Source organism: Chryseobacterium sp. TQ-BC-N36 (genome assembly GCF_058382295.1).
Genome location: NZ_CM178175.1, coordinates 177,292 through 194,362 on the forward strand (window position 1 = coordinate 177,292; position 17,071 = coordinate 194,362).

General features: G+C 37.4%; 17 protein-coding genes. 15 read left to right on the forward strand and 2 right to left on the reverse strand.

The genetic code is table 11. From position 1 onward, the window contains the following. Both AC3FI7_RS00750 and AC3FI7_RS00755 read left to right on the forward strand, forming a co-directional pair. The gene (locus tag AC3FI7_RS00750) at positions 1-969 is read left to right on the forward strand and encodes a helix-turn-helix domain-containing protein (RefSeq protein ID WP_491461147.1); all 969 of its coding nucleotides are present in this window, start codon (positions 1-3) and stop codon (positions 967-969) included. 79 nt (positions 970-1,048) lie between these two features. Next, entirely contained in the window at positions 1,049-2,242 is a 1,194-nt protein-coding gene (locus tag AC3FI7_RS00755) for an MFS transporter (RefSeq protein WP_343658026.1), read from the forward strand. 310 nt (positions 2,243-2,552) lie between these two features. Here AC3FI7_RS00755 and AC3FI7_RS00760 read toward each other — a convergent pair whose 3' ends face one another. After that, positions 2,553-3,332, reverse strand: coding sequence for a helix-turn-helix domain-containing protein (locus AC3FI7_RS00760; protein ID WP_491461148.1), 780 nt, complete (start codon positions 3,330-3,332; stop codon positions 2,553-2,555). Between the two features lie 91 nt (positions 3,333-3,423). Between AC3FI7_RS00760 and AC3FI7_RS00765 the strand changes: the two genes are divergently transcribed. From AC3FI7_RS00765 to AC3FI7_RS00815, 11 genes are all read left to right on the forward strand, one after another. Further along, entirely contained in the window at positions 3,424-3,672 is a 249-nt protein-coding gene (locus tag AC3FI7_RS00765) for a hypothetical protein (RefSeq protein ID WP_343658029.1), read from the forward strand. Beyond that, positions 3,659-4,993: a TolC family protein gene (locus AC3FI7_RS00770; RefSeq protein ID WP_343658031.1), complete on the forward strand. Its 1,335-nt coding sequence runs from the start codon at positions 3,659-3,661 to the stop codon at positions 4,991-4,993. The genes AC3FI7_RS00765 and AC3FI7_RS00770 overlap by 14 nt, the downstream gene beginning before the upstream one ends. Positions 4,994-5,002: 9 nt before the next feature. After that, positions 5,003-6,049, forward strand: a complete 1,047-nt coding sequence (locus tag AC3FI7_RS00775; RefSeq protein ID WP_343658032.1) for an HlyD family secretion protein — start codon at positions 5,003-5,005, stop codon at positions 6,047-6,049. Between the two features lie 3 nt (positions 6,050-6,052). After that, positions 6,053-7,642, forward strand: coding sequence for an MFS transporter (locus tag AC3FI7_RS00780; RefSeq protein WP_491461149.1), 1,590 nt, complete (start codon positions 6,053-6,055; stop codon positions 7,640-7,642). 223 nt (positions 7,643-7,865) lie between these two features. Then, positions 7,866-8,516, forward strand: a complete 651-nt coding sequence (locus tag AC3FI7_RS00785; protein WP_343658034.1) for a DUF2652 domain-containing protein — start codon at positions 7,866-7,868, stop codon at positions 8,514-8,516. Between the two features lie 206 nt (positions 8,517-8,722). Then, positions 8,723-9,532 (forward strand): helix-turn-helix domain-containing protein, encoded by an 810-nt coding sequence (locus AC3FI7_RS00790; protein ID WP_142722156.1) that lies wholly within the window; start codon positions 8,723-8,725, stop codon positions 9,530-9,532. Between the two features lie 174 nt (positions 9,533-9,706). Continuing rightward, entirely contained in the window at positions 9,707-10,576 is an 870-nt protein-coding gene (locus AC3FI7_RS00795) for an SDR family oxidoreductase (RefSeq protein ID WP_491461150.1), read from the forward strand. 26 nt (positions 10,577-10,602) lie between these two features. Then, positions 10,603-11,127 carry an SRPBCC family protein gene (locus tag AC3FI7_RS00800; RefSeq protein WP_343658038.1) on the forward strand — a complete coding sequence of 175 codons (525 nt, stop codon included), beginning with the start codon at positions 10,603-10,605 and terminating at the stop codon, positions 11,125-11,127. Positions 11,128-11,356: 229 nt separating this feature from the next. Next, positions 11,357-12,271 (forward strand): SDR family oxidoreductase, encoded by a 915-nt coding sequence (locus tag AC3FI7_RS00805; RefSeq protein ID WP_491461151.1) that lies wholly within the window; start codon positions 11,357-11,359, stop codon positions 12,269-12,271. Positions 12,272-12,289: 18 nt separating this feature from the next. Then, on the forward strand, positions 12,290-13,009 hold the full coding sequence (locus tag AC3FI7_RS00810; protein ID WP_142722160.1) for an SDR family NAD(P)-dependent oxidoreductase: 720 nt from the start codon (positions 12,290-12,292) through the stop codon (positions 13,007-13,009). Between the two features lie 37 nt (positions 13,010-13,046). After that, on the forward strand, positions 13,047-13,967 hold the full coding sequence (locus AC3FI7_RS00815) for a helix-turn-helix domain-containing protein (RefSeq protein WP_142722161.1): 921 nt from the start codon (positions 13,047-13,049) through the stop codon (positions 13,965-13,967). Between the two features lie 29 nt (positions 13,968-13,996). On the opposite strand, the gene AC3FI7_RS00820 is transcribed toward AC3FI7_RS00815, so the two are convergent. Next, positions 13,997-14,725 (reverse strand): hypothetical protein, encoded by a 729-nt coding sequence (locus AC3FI7_RS00820; RefSeq protein WP_491461152.1) that lies wholly within the window; start codon positions 14,723-14,725, stop codon positions 13,997-13,999. A 439-nt stretch (positions 14,726-15,164) separates the two neighbouring features. On the opposite strand from AC3FI7_RS00820, the gene AC3FI7_RS00825 reads away from it, so the two are divergent. Beyond that, positions 15,165-15,614, forward strand: a complete 450-nt coding sequence (locus tag AC3FI7_RS00825; RefSeq protein WP_343658046.1) for an Hsp20/alpha crystallin family protein — start codon at positions 15,165-15,167, stop codon at positions 15,612-15,614. A gap of 222 nt (positions 15,615-15,836) precedes the next feature. Beyond that, positions 15,837-16,997 (forward strand): cation:proton antiporter, encoded by a 1,161-nt coding sequence (locus AC3FI7_RS00830; protein ID WP_343658047.1) that lies wholly within the window; start codon positions 15,837-15,839, stop codon positions 16,995-16,997. The last annotated feature ends 74 nt before the right edge of the window (positions 16,998-17,071 follow it).

A 17,071-nucleotide genomic window follows, 5' to 3' on the forward strand; every position in this document is an offset into this window, starting at 1 on the left:
ATGGCGGATAAAAGAGCGCAGGCCTATATTCCTTGGCTTGATACAATCAGCGATTTTTTCGATACCTTCAGGATCGGTAAAGCAGATAATAATTTTTTTACCATTATGCGGGTGGAAGACCAGGCAAAAGGCAAATTATTGTTCATGCCGTTGTTCCGGGGTAATTTTTTCCGGCTTTTGATCTGTAGAACGCCTGGACTTCGATTTCTGCTTCCGGATGAAACCGTCAATACTTCAGCGAACAGTATTTATTTCGCATACCCCGGCAAAATAGAAAGCTGGCAGCGGGTGGAAACTATCTATGGTTACCTCCTCTGTTTTACCCCTGAATTTGCAGAAATAGATCCTTTAAAACCCAAGTTTGAAAAGGATTATCCTTTTTTCTTGAACGGAGCAAATTCAATCCTGAAATTGTCACAGGAAGATATGGATGCTATAGGATGCACCGCCGAAAAGTTGCTCGGCGAAATGACATCAGGCAACGAGGACAATTTTGAAATGATACAGTCTTTGTTAAAAGTGTTGCTTATCCAGATCCGCCGTCTGTATTATAAGGATAAAGAGGTGAAAACAGCTTTTCAGTTGAAGCAGGCTTCGTTGATGGTCAGATTCAGAAGAGTGCTGGATACTTACGCTGTTGATGCTCCAAATAAAAGGAGAGAAGAAAAGCCAACAGTGAGAACCATTGCAGATGAACTGAACCTTACCCCTAGCCATTTAAACTTTTTAGTTAAAAAATATACAGGACACACAGCCTTATACCATATCAATGAAAAAATATTGCTGGAAGCAAAAAGCCTGTTGACACATACTGATCTACAGGTGTCGGAAATAGCAGATTTGCTTAAGTTTACTGAAGCAGCTTATTTCAACCGTTTTTTCAAGAAAATGACAGGCATAACTCCCACAGCATACCGGGGAGATGCTCTTCAACTCATTCGTAGCCCGCTTGACAGCCAAAATCGATAAAAAATCCAATAATTGCCTGAATATGGACAAGCCTTGTGCTGTTTAAGTTCTTGAAATTTGTACGATCAAACAAATAAGAATGAACGAAATTAATACAAGCGACACAACAGGCACGCAAGTATCCATGCTGGCTGTCTATATTCTATCTCTGGCTACTTTTATTGTCTTTTTTCAAGGATTCATGGTTGCACCATTGCTGCCTTTGTTATCAGAACAGTTCGGTACCAGCGCCCGGCATGTGAGTTTTATTGAACCAGCCTATCTGCTCGGTTATGGATTGTTCACACTGGTGTATGCGCCTCTAAGTGACCGCTTTGGCAGATTCCGGATAGTGGCTTTCTGCCTGATCATATTTTCCCTGCTCACGTTGCTGACCGCTTTTGTCAGAGGGGTCGACCAGATGATTTTTCTTCGGTTACTGACGGGCATCGGTGCAGCCGGTATTGCTCCTACAACCATTAGCTGGATCAGTGATGGCTATCCGTACGAAAAGCGGGGGCATGCACTGGGGATCTTCTTTGGCAACATGGCCGGAGGTACTGCCTTTGGTTCCAGTGCAGGGGCCTTAATTACATCAGTGATAGGTTGGCAATGGCTTTTTATAGGTGTTGCAGGCGTCGCCCTGCTTATTTTTTTCCTCATACTGATGTATCAGAAAAACATATTCAAGGAAGGAGGGGAATTAGCGGAAAGCAATGATAATATTTTGCTGTCCTTTCATGGTATACTGTCAAGCAGAAGGGCAAGGCGTACCTATTTTTATGTCTTGCTTAACGGGATGTTCCATGGTGGTATTTTCGCCTGGCTTGCCTATTTTTTCTATAAAAATTATAGTTTGAATGAGTTTCAGATTGGGTTAGCCTTATTGGGTTATGGAATTCCCGGGTTATTATTGGGGCCATTGCTGGGCAGACTTGCCGATCGTTACGGAAGAAGCAGGATAATACCTTTAGGTCTATTCCTGGGAAGCATCACTGTATTGCTGCTCAGCCAGAATTTGAGTCTTACTGCATCCTGTATTATAGTGGCATTGCTTTCTCTGGGATTTGATCTGTCCCATCCTTTATTTGCTGCTATAATTACTACATTCAGTTCCCGAAAAGGTGCTGCAACAGGCCTCTTCGCATTTTTTCTTTTTTCAGGCTATGGCCTGGGAAGCCTCGGATTGAGCCTGATCATCAATGTTGGTCTGGAAAGGGCATTCCAGTTATATGGTGCAGGCGTTCTGATTGCGGCAGTTTTTTCTGTATTTGTCTTCAGGAATGAGAGGTAATATTGACTCTATAGATGAACAAGATAATACTTGTAAAAATAAAATAGGTTAATCAATGTGATATCTGACTGAATAATACATCTTAAAACTCAAGTGTCTATAAAAAATTACAGATTGAACCTGCCCCATTCATTTAATAACCAAAGGAAAAGATAAGAAAATGTAGGATTCAAATTAAACAGGATATACCTAAAAGTGGATCCTGACAGCCCGCCAATCAGAAGAACAAAAAGAAACAAAGCAGAAGTGCTGAGATTTTGTACTGATAATACGGCTTCATGAATGTTGAAATGATGTAAGCTGATACTTTTTATTTTAGTTTAAATTCAGAAGGTCTCATATTAGTCAGTTGCTGAAAATTATTGCTAAATGCAGATATATTGGAATAGCCGACTTCATAAGCTATTTCGGTAATATTCAGATCAGTATCTTTGATTAATTCCATAGCTCTGATAATCCTCAGCATTTTTAAATATTGAATAAAAGTAATGTGAAGTTTCGTTTGGAATAATCTTGTCAAACTTCTCACACTCATCCCAAATTGCTGCGCAATAGTGTCTAAGCTGAGGTCCTCTCTTAAGCGATTTCTGACATGATCGATAATGGCATTGAGCCGTTGGTCATCTGTTGTAGGAAGTTGAATAGAAAATTTTTTTAGGTTTTCTTTTGATAGCACATTCCGCAGCGTTGTTAAAAACTCAAATTCCCAGGACCCTTTATAATAATCTCCTTGCCATTTTTCACTGAATGAAAGCATTTCTGAAAGAAGCTTACTCACAGGATAAATACCTAGTTCATCATAAAAACCACTCACTCCATCACTTGGGAAATAGAGATTGATAATATACAAATCTTGTGTGTTAAACATCAGGTTATGAGGATAATTCTTAGGTATCCAGATATAATGATTAGACGGAATATAGAAATCTTTCTCATTAGTTTGCAAGTAAGCAATACCACCATAAACCAATAACAGCTGCGCTTTGTCATGCTGATGTGAAGGCAAGCGCTGTTCTGTCTGCTGTCGTATCACCAGGATAGATTCAGGATTTTGATCAACAATGTTTATTAATTGGTTAAAAATTTCCATTTGGCCAAATATAGCAAATATTAGGCTAATTATATAAAAAGAAGACATTGTACGTTGGATAATTTTGCTGTGTAAATAATAGTAAATCATTATGAAACAGAAAAAGATGTGCTTTCACCAAGAACCTGAAATTCAAAATAAAGATTCTAATACATCATCCCATTTGATAAAAAATATTAAGGCAATAAATGCCTGTTGGCCTGCTTATGCCTATCATACTGTTTTTATACCGGGAACCGATTTAACCTTTGCCTTCGATGCATTAAAAGAGGCGGTCAAAAAATGGCTAATACCGAGTAATAAAAATATAAATCATTTAAAAAATAATGAAAAAATATAGTTCAATCTCGATTTTGGTCATAGGGTGGGTGCTGTTTGCACCATCCCTCCATGCTCAGAATACAGAAAATGTCCAAGCATTAAGTTTGGAACAGATATGGAAAATCGCTGAAGCGAATAATCACCAGCTGAAACTTTCTGATTTAAATCTTCAAAAAGCTAGTTTAGAGGTACTTGAAGCAAAGGATCGCTTGTTACCTGAGATTTCGGTAGGTGGGGATATAAAACTCAATTCCAGATTTTTGATTTATGATAATGGTTTATTCGCATCACCTCAGGATGTACCTGTAAAAGGCTATGGATACGGACTGGGATACAGCTTAAATTTCAGTCTTTTTAATGGAGGCAGAGAGAGAAGAAATATCGCCATGAAAAAAGAAGAAGAGATACAGAAACAATATGAAGCTGAACTCCAAAATCAGAGTATAAAATATAATGTGGCAGCTGCATATTTTGAGTTATATAAATTTCTGCATTTCCATGATTTTCTTGAAGCAGAAATTGATACAGAAAAAAAACAGCTGACCCTGATAGAAAGCCTGTATAAAAACGGTACTGTGCTTAAGAGTGATGTGCTGAGAATCTCTGTAAAATTATCTCAGCTGGAACTTAGTTTTTCTGATATTGAAAAAAAGATAGAAATTGCCAGACAGCGGCTTAATATTCTAATGGGGCGTGAAGCTAAAAATGAATTAACCATCAATTATCAGGATATTGTTAAAACAGGTGCCATCACAGATACAGTTTACAGCGACTATATAGATATCGCACTCCATCAGTCTCCTGAGTATAAAATGGTCAATAGTGAAATTAAATGGAACGAATTGAACATCAGACAGATTAAAGCCACAAGATTTCCCAAAATATCGCTGTACTCCAATTACAATTATACCTATCCGCAGATCTCGTTCTATCCATATTCGAATGACCTGTGGGGATTTGGTCAAACAGGAATTAAAGCACAGTTTTCTATTGACAATCTCTACAAGAGTAAACATTCAATAGCCCGTGCCCAGGTTATAAGCCATCAGGTAAAAGAAAAAGCTGAAATGAAGAAAGATGAAATTTACCTGCAGGTAAAAGAAGCTTATCTGCAGCAGCAACAAGCTTTGGAAAGTGTTGAAACAGCCGCAAAAATTATAGCAAAAAACACCGAAACGGTTCGGGTTATCAGAAGTAGTTATCTGAATCAGGAATCTCTTCTGACTGATCTTCTGGAGGCTGAAAATAATTTATTGGAAGCCAGATTCAATTTAACAGCTGCACAAACAAACGTAAAACTCACAAAGATCAGATTGCTGGCGATCGTAGGAATTCTTTAATACAACATTATGAACAAGAATAAGACAGATAAAATCATTATAATCCTTACCAAATGGTTCGGAATCACATTATTGGCAGGAATTATTATTTGGGGAGCAGCCTGTTTCTTAGAAAGACTGGATTATGAACAGACTAATGACGCACAGGTGGATGCCTATTTGTCCCCCGTCAATGCAAAAGTGGGCGGATATATCAGTAAAGTATGTTATAAAGACAATCAGCAGGTTAAAAAAGGAGATACGCTTGTGGTGATTGAGCTGGGTGAATATGGGCTGAAAAAAGACGCTGCGTCAGCAGAACTCATGAGTTCGCATGCCAAATTACCTATCCTGGCGGTGAATGAAGAAACGCAAATTAAAAATATTGAGGTTATAAAGGCACAGTTGGCAGGTGCTGAAGCGAGATTGAATCAGCAGCAAAAAGAATTTGGCCGTTATAAAAATCTACTGGCTGATGAATCCACCACACAACAGAAATTTGATAATGTGAGTACTTCTTTATCAATCACGCAATCTGATTATGATCAGGCAAAAGCTTCTTTACAGGTAGCTGAATCCAAACTAAATGACTTCAGTGCACAACGCAAAGCAATACAGGCAGAAATAAAGCTCAAAGAAACACTTCTTCAAAGACAGGAATTAGACATTCGATATACCATTGTCACAGCACCTTTTGATGGGCAAATTGGTAAAAAGACCATTCAGGAAGGGCAACTGGTCCAGGCAGGTCAAACATTGGCATTTATACTGAACAGAGCCGAGGAAAAATGGGTAACGGCAAATTTTAAGGAAACACAGGTTGCAGGCTTTCAGATCAGGCAAGCGGTATCTGTCGAGGTCGATGCTTTTCCGCATGAAAAATTTAATGGTATTATTGAATCACTTTCACCTACCACAGGTTCACGCTATTCTTTGCTTCCTCCTGATAATGCCACAGGCAATTTCGTCAAAATCATCCAACGCATTCCTGTTCGGATCAAACTGACGGATCAGCCTGCCAAATTATCGAAACTTTCAGCAGGAATGAACGCAAATGTTTATGTTTTAAAAAATTAAAAAATGCAAACCTATAAAATACCTGTTTTCAAACCATGGGTGTCCGAATGGATGGCAAGATCGGTAATATTTGCCATTCTGATGACTAGCCTGTTTAGCTTCGCTTTTTATGGCAGTCCGGTAGCAGCGATGGGCTTTTACGGCATACAGCCTGCTGATGTACAATATGGTATGGTGGTTATCTATGGCTCAACTGTAGCTTTCTTGGCACTTGACTCCCGTATTGTAAAGTATTTTGAACCCAGAAAATATTTACTGATAGCACTGGGGATCAATGCGCTGAGTTCAACACTGTGTTTTCATTTTAAAGATTGGACATTGTTTGTTATTTGCCAGTTTTTGCAAGGAATTACTTGTGCATTAATGTCAGGTATCGTGTTACAGCTCATTTTCCCAAGGCTGGATTCTGTACGTGCCCGTGTCATTGCTTATAGTCTTCTTTATGGCAGTATACAGATTGCTGTGCCGTTTTACACCATCTATACCAGTGTAGTAATTCATTTCTCAGATTTTAATTGGCTATTCTACGGACACAATAACCTACTCATTATCCTTACCTCTGTTGTGTTGCTTACGATGAACAGTAAGGCCCGATTTACCAAAAAAATTCCGCTCTATCAGGTGGACTGGATAGGCTATCTGTTTTATGTATCGTTTATCTTAATATTAGGATACATTCTTGTCTATGGAAGACCATTGGGCTGGTTTGGCAGTCCGTCGATACTTATTCTAAGCTTAGGTAACTTACTCATTCTCTCTCTCTTTATTATTAGAGAACTGAAACTTAAAAGACCATTAATCAACTTGCAGATTTTTAAAGCAGAGAATTTTGCTATTGGCCTTTTACTTCTTTTTACCTTTTACCTTTTCAAGGGAAGTACGGGACTTGCCTACGGCTATCTTGAGGTGATTTTAGGAAATGATCCACTGAGTACGATTCCAATATGGAGTGCCGTAATAACAGGAACAGTTTTGGGCATGTTTGTTACCTCACGCTTTATTTTGATTGGGTATAACCTGATAAGAATTATTATTGTTGGTTTTGCGATTATGGCGGTGTATTATGCCTATATGATACTATTCGTTTCCATACAGGGAGAAACAAATGATTTCATTCTGCCCCTGTTTATCTATGGTGTGGCAACAGGAGTATTATTTGTTCCGATTGTTTCATTTACAATCTCATCAGTGCCCCCTAAAATTGCAATAAATGCATCACTTATTGGAATATTCGCAAGGTTTACAGGGTTTACGGCTAGCCTGGCTCTTAATAATGAACTTCAGTTATTTGCGAAATCAGCAGTTAGGGAAAAAATCCGGGAAACGCTAACGGAAATCAACCCTCAATTGCCAGTTACTTTACTGGATATCCAAAATCAATATATGAAATCAGGCAGTGATGCATACGCCTCAAAATCAATGTCAACTGGCTATTTTAATCAAATGGTAGGACACCAGATCTTGGCTCGTGCCACCCGAGATTACTACGATTTGATGTTAATAGGTGTAATTTCTGTAATCATTATTTTACTCCTGCTACCCCGAATTCAAAAAGTTGTTCTGAAATTGAGGAAGACAAATATTCCTTATTAAAATTTATTATGTCAGGAAATACCGTATAGAAGTTTAATTCATATAGAAATTGCCATGTATTGATATATTTTAGAAACGTAATCGCTATACTTATGGACCATGGTTTTCATCCGTACTTTTGATATTACCAATATGGAGGCTTTTTAATCTTTCGTTTTCTTACAATTTCTTGTTCATGGACGTATCTACATTTGTCTCAGAAAGAACGTAAAAATCTGTCATCATGAAATGTTTATACAAAGAGTATCTGTCAGAAAATAAAAATATCCGTGTTGAAGAAGGTATGATCATCATTCCAGACATTAGTGGTTATACTGACTTTGTCAACAGCATATGCATTGAAGCAGGTCGTTATATCACCAGAGAGCTGCTTTCTGCAATTCTGCAAGCCAATACAATAGGGATGAAAGTCTCAGAAATTGAAGGTGACGCAATATTATTTTACAAATTTTGTAAAAAGCCTTCTGTACAGAAAATCTTAAAACTGTATGAAACAATGCTAAGAAGTTTTACGGTCAGACTTAAAGAAATAGAAGCTGTAATTGGGCATGAGCTTGGGCTGTCATTAAAGTTGGTAGCGCATTATGGGACTTTCTCAGAGTATACTATTGGTGCTTTTAAAAAACTTTATGGGGAACCGGTTGTTAAAGCACATACTCTTTTGAAAAATAATATAAAAAGCAAGACTTATATCCTGATGACCTATGATATGATCTGTAAAGAATCAGACGAAAAAGAAAAAGAATATTTTTTTGTCAATTATCAAGTAAATAACAATTTTATAACAACCATAAAAAATAAAACAAATGAAACAAACAGCAAAAACAACATTCGACCCATCAGTTTACAATCCGGTATTGTTCAAAAGCTATAAGGTAATTAAAAAATTAATTAAATATGGTTTTTACATTACTTTAATTTATTTTGCCTGCGAAGGTTTTATGGCCTGGGATTAATTTCTCATAAATGTAACTGACCGCCATTGATGGGAAAATCCATTAATGGTTTTTATTATTAATTGGCATTGTAAAATTTTAAATACATTTGTTTAGACTAAGAATCTATTTCAAAACCAGAAATATGGAAGGTTATAATAATTACAGAATATCTGCTCCTACAGAATTTAAAGAGGTTTTTTCGCATTTTTATTATGCAGAAAACAGATCAGAAGAATCTGTAGAAAAGACACTTTTACCTTCATATCAGACCATGATGATTTTCAGTTTTGGTCATCCTGCATCGTTTATTTCTAACAATAAAGAAAGCATTGAAGTTGAAAAATGTATCGTACTGGGGCCCATAAAACATGCTTTTAACTATATTCTGCCAAAAGGAGCAGAGATTCTGGTTTGCAATTTTAAAGATGATGCTTTCTTCAGGTTTTTCGGAAATACAGATTTTACAAAGGGTTTAGCCATACATCCTGATGAGTTGATTCATCAGAATTGTTTTACAATGCTATGGTCCGAATTGAAAAAGATAAGTTCCAATGAAGACCGGGTTCAGGCTCTGCTGGATTTCTGCCGGCCTTATTTACGGGATCGTAATGGTATCGCAGAACAAATAGCTGCATTTGACCGTACGACCTTCAGCCCGATCAAAGAAATTTCCAGAAAAAATAAGCTATCCGAAAGATCACTGCAGACGAATCATAAAAAACATTTTGGCTATACCTCAAAAGAAATTCACCGATATCAGCGTTTTTTAAAAGCAATTCAGATAATCCAGACCACTTCCTGTCAACATATTAAAATAGATTGGTTTGATGTCATCAGCCAATGTGGTTATTATGATCAAAGCCAACTTATTAAAGATTTTAAATATTATATTGATCTCAGTCCTTCAAAATATCTGAAATTCCAGGAATCTATATGTGATCCTAAGAATTAACCGGACCTTCATCACTTTTATAACACCATCTCATTATATGCTGATCAGGCACTAGGATGGGTTGAGTTTATCCATATTGTTTTCCTCATAAAAATATGTAAAAGAAGACTTCGTTTTCTTACAATTTTAAATCCTGCAATACACTGAATTTTGAAGGAATAAAAAACAGTTTTTATGAAACATACAAATCTTCTCCTAACAGGAGCAACGGGAAGTGTAGGTACACAACTTGTTAAGAAATTGGTTAATATGAATGTCTCTTTCAGAGCACTCGTCCGAAGCAATGATCAGGGAGATCTGATGGCTGATTTGCCACAGGCTGAAATAGCTCTTGGTGATCTGTCGGATAGCCGTAGCCTTGCTCATGCATTACAGGGAATTGAAAAAGCATTTTTGCTTACCAACTCATCGGAATATGCTGAAGAACTTCAGCTTAATTTTATTAATGCTGCCCAAAAAGCAGGGGTAAAGCATATTGTGAAATTATCTCAGCTGGCTGCAGACCAGGCTTCTCCGGTACGTTTTCTCAGATATCATGCCGCTGTTGAAGAAAGAATCAGAGAGTCGGGAATGGATTATACATTTTTACGCCCGAATTTGTTTATGCAGGGGCTTATAACGTTTGGGCATTCTGTCAGATATGAAAGACAATTTTATGGCTCACTGGGTAATGCCGCTGTCAGTGCTGTTGATATTCGTGATATTGCAGGAGTGGCAGCAAAAGTATTAACAGAGAATGGGCATGAAAACAAAATCTATAATATAACCGGAAATAAGTCTCTCACTCATTTTCAAATGGCCGAAGTACTTTCCAGAGTATTGGAAGCCGAAATTACCTATGTTGATTTAAATTCTGAACAAATGCGTGAAGCATTAACGGTTGCCGGGTTTCCGGAATGGCAGGTAGAGGGGCTGATCGAAGATTATGCTCATTATGCAAAAGGAGAGGCCGCTGAAATCTTTAATACAGTTCACGAGATAACGGGAAAACCGGCAATTCAATTCGAACAGTTTGTTCATGATCACTTAGAGTTTTTCAAATAGTTTAATCATCCTAAAAATAATATATAATGAAAAAGTTCGTTTACAGTTTTCTTTTAATCGCAGGAATACTTACGGTAATCATTATCTGTCTGGAAGTTTTCACTTCATACGCTGTGACAGAATCTATCAATAAAAATGCTCCTGTAAAAACCTATCAGGAAATTACAATAAATGCTCCTGCACAAAAAGTTTATCAGATGATGAGTGATATAGGTCATTGGAAGGATTGGCACAGTGATGTTGAAGATCCTAAGCTAAATGGTCCATTCAAAAAAGGCAGCTCTTTTGATTGGAAAAGTGGTGGGTTAACCATTCATTCTACCTTGCATACCGTAGTGCCAGGACATACAATAGGTTGGTCAGGTAAAGCTTTCGGGGCTTTTGCAATCCATAATTGGTCATTCATAGAACACGATGGCAGAACAACAGTAAAAGTCGAAGAAAGTATGGAAGGCTGGCTGGTATCACTGCTAAGCAGTACATTTCAGAAAGGCCTGGAAAATTCATTGCAGATCTGGCTGAAGAATCTTAAAGCTAAAGCCGAAAAATAGGTTTTAATTAATTTCCGGAAAATCTTTCGTTTGCTTTTTACACTGTGGCTGATAAAATTTCCTGTCATTGGTGGCCAAGATTGCCATTCACGAATGGATGGTAAAAAAACATTTAAAAATAGATGTTTATGGTGGCGCAGTTTTCTTTTTGGCTACAACAAACTAACTTTCGACTACATCAGGACAGTTAAATCAGTGCAACTTTGCTTCAACAAAAAATAGTAATGCAATGAAAGTATTTGTAACAGGAGCATCGGGTTTTAATGGCTCCGCAGTTGTAAAAGAATTAATAGGTGCCGGACACCAGGTCGTTGGTCTGGCCCGTTCGGAAAAATCGGCAAAAATCATTCATTATTTAGGCGCTGAAGTACTGAAAGGCAACCTTGAGGATACTGAAATACTGAAACAAGGTGCTGCTGATTCGGATGGTATCATTCACTGTGGGTTTAACCACGACTTTATGAAAGGTGGGGCAACTACATTTTCAGAGGCAGCAGTAACAGACAAAAATGCGATCATTACAATGGGGGAAATGTTTGCAGGCACAGACAAAACTATGGTAGTTACTGCCGGGATGCTGGGGCTGCCTTCTATCAATGGTTTTATAACCGAAGAGAGTATTGCAGAAAATTCCCTCAGATCATCGGAAGCAACTGCATTGGCATTGGCAGAAAAAGGCGTCAATACCTCTGTTGTCAGGCTGGCACCTTCAGTTCATGATAAAGGAGATGAAGGCTTTATTCCTTTTATGATCCATCAGGCGCGCAAAAACGGAGTTTCAGCCTATCCGGATAAAGGAAAAAACCGTTGGGTAGGTGTACATCGTCTGGATGCTGCCAGAGCTTTCCGTTTGGCTTTAGAAAAAGGTCATAAAGGGGGAGTATATAATGTGGTTGACCAGGACGGCATTGAAATGAAAACCATAGCTGCCTGTATTGCGGATAACCTTAACCTTCCGGTTGTCTCTGTTTCCGGTGAAGAACTTCAGAAACACTTTGAGTGGATGAGCCATTTTATCACAATGGATTGTCCTGTGAGTAATGTTAAAACACAGGAAATGCTGGGCTGGAAACCTTTGCATATCGGGCTTCTGGAAGATATGAAGCAGCATTATTTTGAGAAGACAGGTACACAAAGTATATAAAATAAAAGTATATTTCACATGAAAAAAATATTTATAACAGGCGCCAATCAGGGAATTGGTTTTGAAACCGCCAGACAATTGGCCGCACTTGGTCATTATGTTTATCTGGGAAGCCGCAGCCTTTTAAATGGAATAGAAGCACAGGAAAAACTAAACAGGGCTGGCTTTCATAATGTAGAATGTATTGAAATAGATGTTACAGACATTCATTCCATACAGTCTGCAAAACAGACACTGGAGTCCAAAACACAGCAGCTGGATGTGCTGATCAACAATGCGGGTATTGCCGGCGAGCAGCCACAGAACATATCTACAGGCAGCATCAGCAATCTTAGAAATGTCTTTGAAACTAATTTTTTCGGAGCTGTACAGACTACCCAATTGTTCATCGACCTGCTAAAAAAATCGGAGGGACCAAGAATAATTAATGTGTCAAGTCCTTTGGGTTCCCTTTCTCTACAAAGCGATTCCCAAAACCCCAATTTCAGGACGTATGATGCGTACAGCGCCTCTAAAACGGCTCTCAATGCTTTTACCGTTCTGCTCTCAAAAGAATTTGAGGAAACGGATTTTAAAATAATCAGTGTAGAACCTGGATATACGGCATCAAATCTTAACCGGTATCAAGGTACCCAGACCCCTGAACAGGCGGCAGGTATCATTGTAAAATTTGTAACTTTACAGGACATACCAACAGGTAAATTTTTCGACAGGAACGGGAATGAATTAGGCTGGTAATGCAAACCGTCTGTAAATCAGTTTTTAATTTTAAACTATGGAAAAGCGTCAGATCCAAAGGATAAAAACCATTAGCGAATTTCACAGGCTGAGGGGATTGCCCAAACCTGATCATCCTCTGATCAGTGTGGTCGATTATTCGGCAATTAAAAGACCTTCAGATATTGATGAAGTCAGTATGGTACTTGATTTTTATATGATTTCCCAGAAAAAAGGAATTGGTGGGAAAATGTATTACGGGCAGCAGGAATTTGATTTTGATGAGGGAGTGATGGCATTTATAGAACCTAACCAGGTTTTCAGGATACAGACTGATCCTGCTTCTACCGAAAAACGTTCGGGCTGGATGTTGCTGGTTCATCCTGATTTTTTATGGAATACACCGCTGGCCAAAACAATTAAACGGTATGATTATTTTGACTATTCGGTCAATGAAGCATTGTTTCTTTCGGAAAAGGAACAAAAAACGCTTGACGGCATCATTGATAATATTCAGCAGGAATACCATACCAATATAGACCAGTTCAGCAAGCAGATTATTATTTCACAGATTGAGAGCCTTCTCAATTATTCGGAACGTTTTTACAACCGCCAGTTCATTACAAGAGAAAAGGGCAATCATCAGATTTTAGCCCTTTTGGAGGACCTGCTTACAGACTATTTTGACGGGGATGATTTAGCCATAAAAGGATTGCCAACGGTTCAGTATATTGCAGATACCTTACATATTTCGCCAAAATATCTGAGTGGTTTGCTTAAAACACTGACCGGGCAAAGCACACAACAGCATATACACGACAAACTCATCAGCAAAGCGAAGGAAAAGCTTTCCACCACCAGTTTGTCCGTCAGTGAAATTGCCTATGAGCTGGGTTTTGAACATTCACAGTCATTCAGTAAACTGTTTAAGACCAAAACAGAGATGTCGCCATTAGAATTCAGGGCTTCTTTTAATTGAGAATGGATTGTACAATATTCGCTCAATATTTATTCAATTCCATAGAGCATTTTAACTTGCTTTTTCGTTTTTTCGTCAGCTAGCTTAAATCCGAATCCATCACCCTGACTTCCAAAGACCTGGTAACCGTACTTAAGTCCATAAAACCGATCAATAAGCATTTTCAAAGGACCTACTTCTATTTCTTTGTCAACAACCGCCTGTTTAATAACAGGTAAATATTTTTCCATCATTTCAACGTTAGAATGTTGTACAACAGCCCACATAACATTTTCAAATTCCTTGCCTACTAAACTTCTTCCTATATATGTTTTGTGTTTTTTGTAGAGGGTATCAATGATTGATTGGTTTTCTGTGTCTAAAAGCTGTTGTTTGCTTTGCAACTTTAAGTTTCGGTACTTCTGGTCATTGATATTAACAGTATACATTTTTTCAACCAGGGGAAAATCCAGGTTATTAGATTGGCAGTACTTTACAATATCAAATTTTTCAGCGGTAGGATTGGATTTGCATTGAAGTAGCTGCTGGTCATAATCTTTTCGTATAATAGTGTATTTAGGATTAGTTTTAATTGAATTTTCAAAAGATAAAATATATTCGCAACTTCCTTTGGTATCAACAAATTTTCTAAATGCAACGTCAATATTTTCTTTTGTTTCTTTCAAACTGAGAAAAGCATTTAGGATATTAAAATAGTCTGCCAGATTAAAGTTTTCGGTTTTATTTTTTACAGCACTCCTTGTTTCTTCTAAAATCATAATGCCATAATTATAATCTTTATCCGAAACATTCTGATTTTTCTTTGGGTGATAATTGAGGACCTGGTTTTCAAAGTTTTCTTTTGTAAATCCGGAAGATACTTCTTGCGAATTGCAGGAAGTAAAACCCAGGATGCAGAATATAATAGTTATTAATTTTTTCATTTGGAGCTTTTAATATTTGTCTAAGTTAGGATTTTCGGACAACTTTATTTCGTTTATTCTGAGAACAGAGTTAAATTTTTTTATAAGTAGTGGTCATGACAAAAGAATAGTATAGAACTGAATATGAAGCTCTGACAAAAAAAATGAAATTTTGGCAGTATTTATGAAAAAAATTCACTTTTCAAAATTTGGTATTTTTTTTGAATTTTACTGATTAACAGCTGGCCAGCTGAAGTTTAAATAATAAATTGTTTAACTTTAAAAGAGCATTATTATGAATCTTATTAAAAGAAATTGGAGTAACGTACCAACGGTTCCTAATCTTTTCGATGATTTTTTTAATCGCGAATTTTTTAACTGGGGAAACAATAATTATTCATCAACAAGTACCACAGTTCCTTCAGTGAACATTAAAGAAAATGCCGATGCGTACGAGGTACAGGTAGCTGCTCCGGGTATGGAGAAGAATGACTTCGAAATTAAGCTTGATGGAAATCTCCTGACGATCTCATCATCCAAAAAGGATAATAACGAAACAAAAGGAGAAAACTTCACCCGGAGAGAATTTAGTTATCAATCGTTCCGGAGAAGTTTTGAATTGCCAAAAGATGTTGTAGATCAGGATAATATTCAGGCAAAATATGAAAATGGATTATTGAAACTGACTATTCCCAAGAAGGAGGAAGTAAAGCAAAAACCACCTAGGTTAATTGAAATAACATAAGAGTGCAGCCCAATGCACCGCTGAAAATAAGCCCCATAGCGGGGCTTATTTTATCCTCAGAAGAATTTTCTGGATGACTGATCGGAGCCCGACAGGTTTGGGTATCAGAACATTCGAATGTGTAAATTCAGATGCGCTGTAAGGGGATTTTCTCCTTAAAAGTTATTCTTCGTAAATAAATCATGGTAAATTTTTAACAGCTAATGCTATAATACAGGAAATATGCTTTGGACAGTATGTATTTTGTGTATGACAACGCTGGGATTGATGATTTTGCTCAAAAAGCTGAATCAGCCCTATCTTATTGCCTATCTTATTGCGGGTATACTGCTTGGTCCGTATGTTCTGAAACTTTTTACCAAGCCGGAAGAAATAGAGGTTGTTGGGGAAATAGGCATATTGCTTCTTATGTTTTTCATAGGAATGGAAATTAATATTCCCAATAAAAAAAGTTTAATTATCAAACCATTATTGGCACAGGGAATCAAAATACTTCTCAGTTTTGTTTTTGCCTGGTTCATAGGGTACCTTCTTAAGCTTGATTATAAAAGTATTGTTCTTATCGGAATGCTGTTCACATTTAACAGTACCGCTGTGGTTGTAGAGTTTTTAAAGAAGCATGGAACAATACATACAGCATTCGGGATTGTTATCCTGAATATTTTACTGTTGCAGGATCTTCTTCTTGCCCCTGCGCTAACAGTATTAAAATTTTGGAATGGTGATGAATTCAGGTACTGGGATTTTATTCTGCCTCTGGCTGCCTGTGCAGGCATTTTCTTTATATTCAGAAAGATCAGGCATCTCAGGGAAATTAAAACATCCTATGCTTTTATAGAAAATGATCACGATTTACAGGTATTCACCGGACTTTTTATCTGTTTGGGATTTGGGCTGCTTGCAGAAGTAATTGGGATGAGTGCTGCATTAGGAAGTTTTATAGCCGGAGTGATAGTAGGGAAAATGAAAGCTTTTCATTGGCTTGAACATTCATTGATGCCTTTTAAAGTGTTTTTTGTTTCTCTTTTCTTTGTATCCATTGGACTTCGGATGGATATTCCATATGTATTATCAAATTATAGACTTATTGTTTTAGGTACTTTGGTGGTATTGATCAGTAACAGTGTTATGTCTTCTGTTTTCTTTCGGGTGCTGAACTTTAAATGGAGAGACAGTCTGTATGGAGGTGCACTGCTTTCACAGACAGGAGAATTTGGAATTCTTGCGTTATCCATTGCTTATAAAACACATATTGTAGAGTATGAACTTTATAAAGCAGGACTGGGGATTACGTGTCTTTCTCTGCTGTTTTCCACAGTATGGATAAGTATTGGAACGATTTTCAAATGGCGTAAGAATGGCAATGTTATTTCTGAATCCTGAATATAATCCGGATTTCTGATTAATCCGCCTGTCATGCATTACTTTAGCAATATTGCAGGCAGGATGGGAACGAG

What these genes read in the sequence shown, in the direction of transcription:
- AC3FI7_RS00780 (WP_491461149.1), top strand. Translation starts at nt 6,053, where the DNA reads ATGCAAACCTATAAAATACCTGTTTTCAAACCATGGGTGTCCGAATGG.
- AC3FI7_RS00750 (WP_491461147.1), top strand. Translation starts at nt 1, where the DNA reads ATGGCGGATAAAAGAGCGCAGGCCTATATTCCTTGGCTTGATACAATC.
- AC3FI7_RS00790 (WP_142722156.1), top strand. Translation starts at nt 8,723, where the DNA reads ATGGAAGGTTATAATAATTACAGAATATCTGCTCCTACAGAATTTAAA.
- AC3FI7_RS00755 (WP_343658026.1), top strand. Translation starts at nt 1,049, where the DNA reads ATGAACGAAATTAATACAAGCGACACAACAGGCACGCAAGTATCCATG.
- AC3FI7_RS00805 (WP_491461151.1), top strand. Translation starts at nt 11,357, where the DNA reads ATGAAAGTATTTGTAACAGGAGCATCGGGTTTTAATGGCTCCGCAGTT.
- AC3FI7_RS00760 (WP_491461148.1), bottom strand. Translation starts at nt 3,332, where the DNA reads ATGGAAATTTTTAACCAATTAATAAACATTGTTGATCAAAATCCTGAA.
- AC3FI7_RS00825 (WP_343658046.1), top strand. Translation starts at nt 15,165, where the DNA reads ATGAATCTTATTAAAAGAAATTGGAGTAACGTACCAACGGTTCCTAAT.
- AC3FI7_RS00770 (WP_343658031.1), top strand. Translation starts at nt 3,659, where the DNA reads ATGAAAAAATATAGTTCAATCTCGATTTTGGTCATAGGGTGGGTGCTG.
- AC3FI7_RS00800 (WP_343658038.1), top strand. Translation starts at nt 10,603, where the DNA reads ATGAAAAAGTTCGTTTACAGTTTTCTTTTAATCGCAGGAATACTTACG.
- AC3FI7_RS00810 (WP_142722160.1), top strand. Translation starts at nt 12,290, where the DNA reads ATGAAAAAAATATTTATAACAGGCGCCAATCAGGGAATTGGTTTTGAA.
- AC3FI7_RS00765 (WP_343658029.1), top strand. Translation starts at nt 3,424, where the DNA reads ATGAAACAGAAAAAGATGTGCTTTCACCAAGAACCTGAAATTCAAAAT.
- AC3FI7_RS00775 (WP_343658032.1), top strand. Translation starts at nt 5,003, where the DNA reads ATGAACAAGAATAAGACAGATAAAATCATTATAATCCTTACCAAATGG.
- AC3FI7_RS00795 (WP_491461150.1), top strand. Translation starts at nt 9,707, where the DNA reads ATGAAACATACAAATCTTCTCCTAACAGGAGCAACGGGAAGTGTAGGT.
- AC3FI7_RS00830 (WP_343658047.1), top strand. Translation starts at nt 15,837, where the DNA reads ATGCTTTGGACAGTATGTATTTTGTGTATGACAACGCTGGGATTGATG.
- AC3FI7_RS00815 (WP_142722161.1), top strand. Translation starts at nt 13,047, where the DNA reads ATGGAAAAGCGTCAGATCCAAAGGATAAAAACCATTAGCGAATTTCAC.
- AC3FI7_RS00820 (WP_491461152.1), bottom strand. Translation starts at nt 14,725, where the DNA reads ATGATTTTAGAAGAAACAAGGAGTGCTGTAAAAAATAAAACCGAAAAC.
- AC3FI7_RS00785 (WP_343658034.1), top strand. Translation starts at nt 7,866, where the DNA reads ATGAAATGTTTATACAAAGAGTATCTGTCAGAAAATAAAAATATCCGT.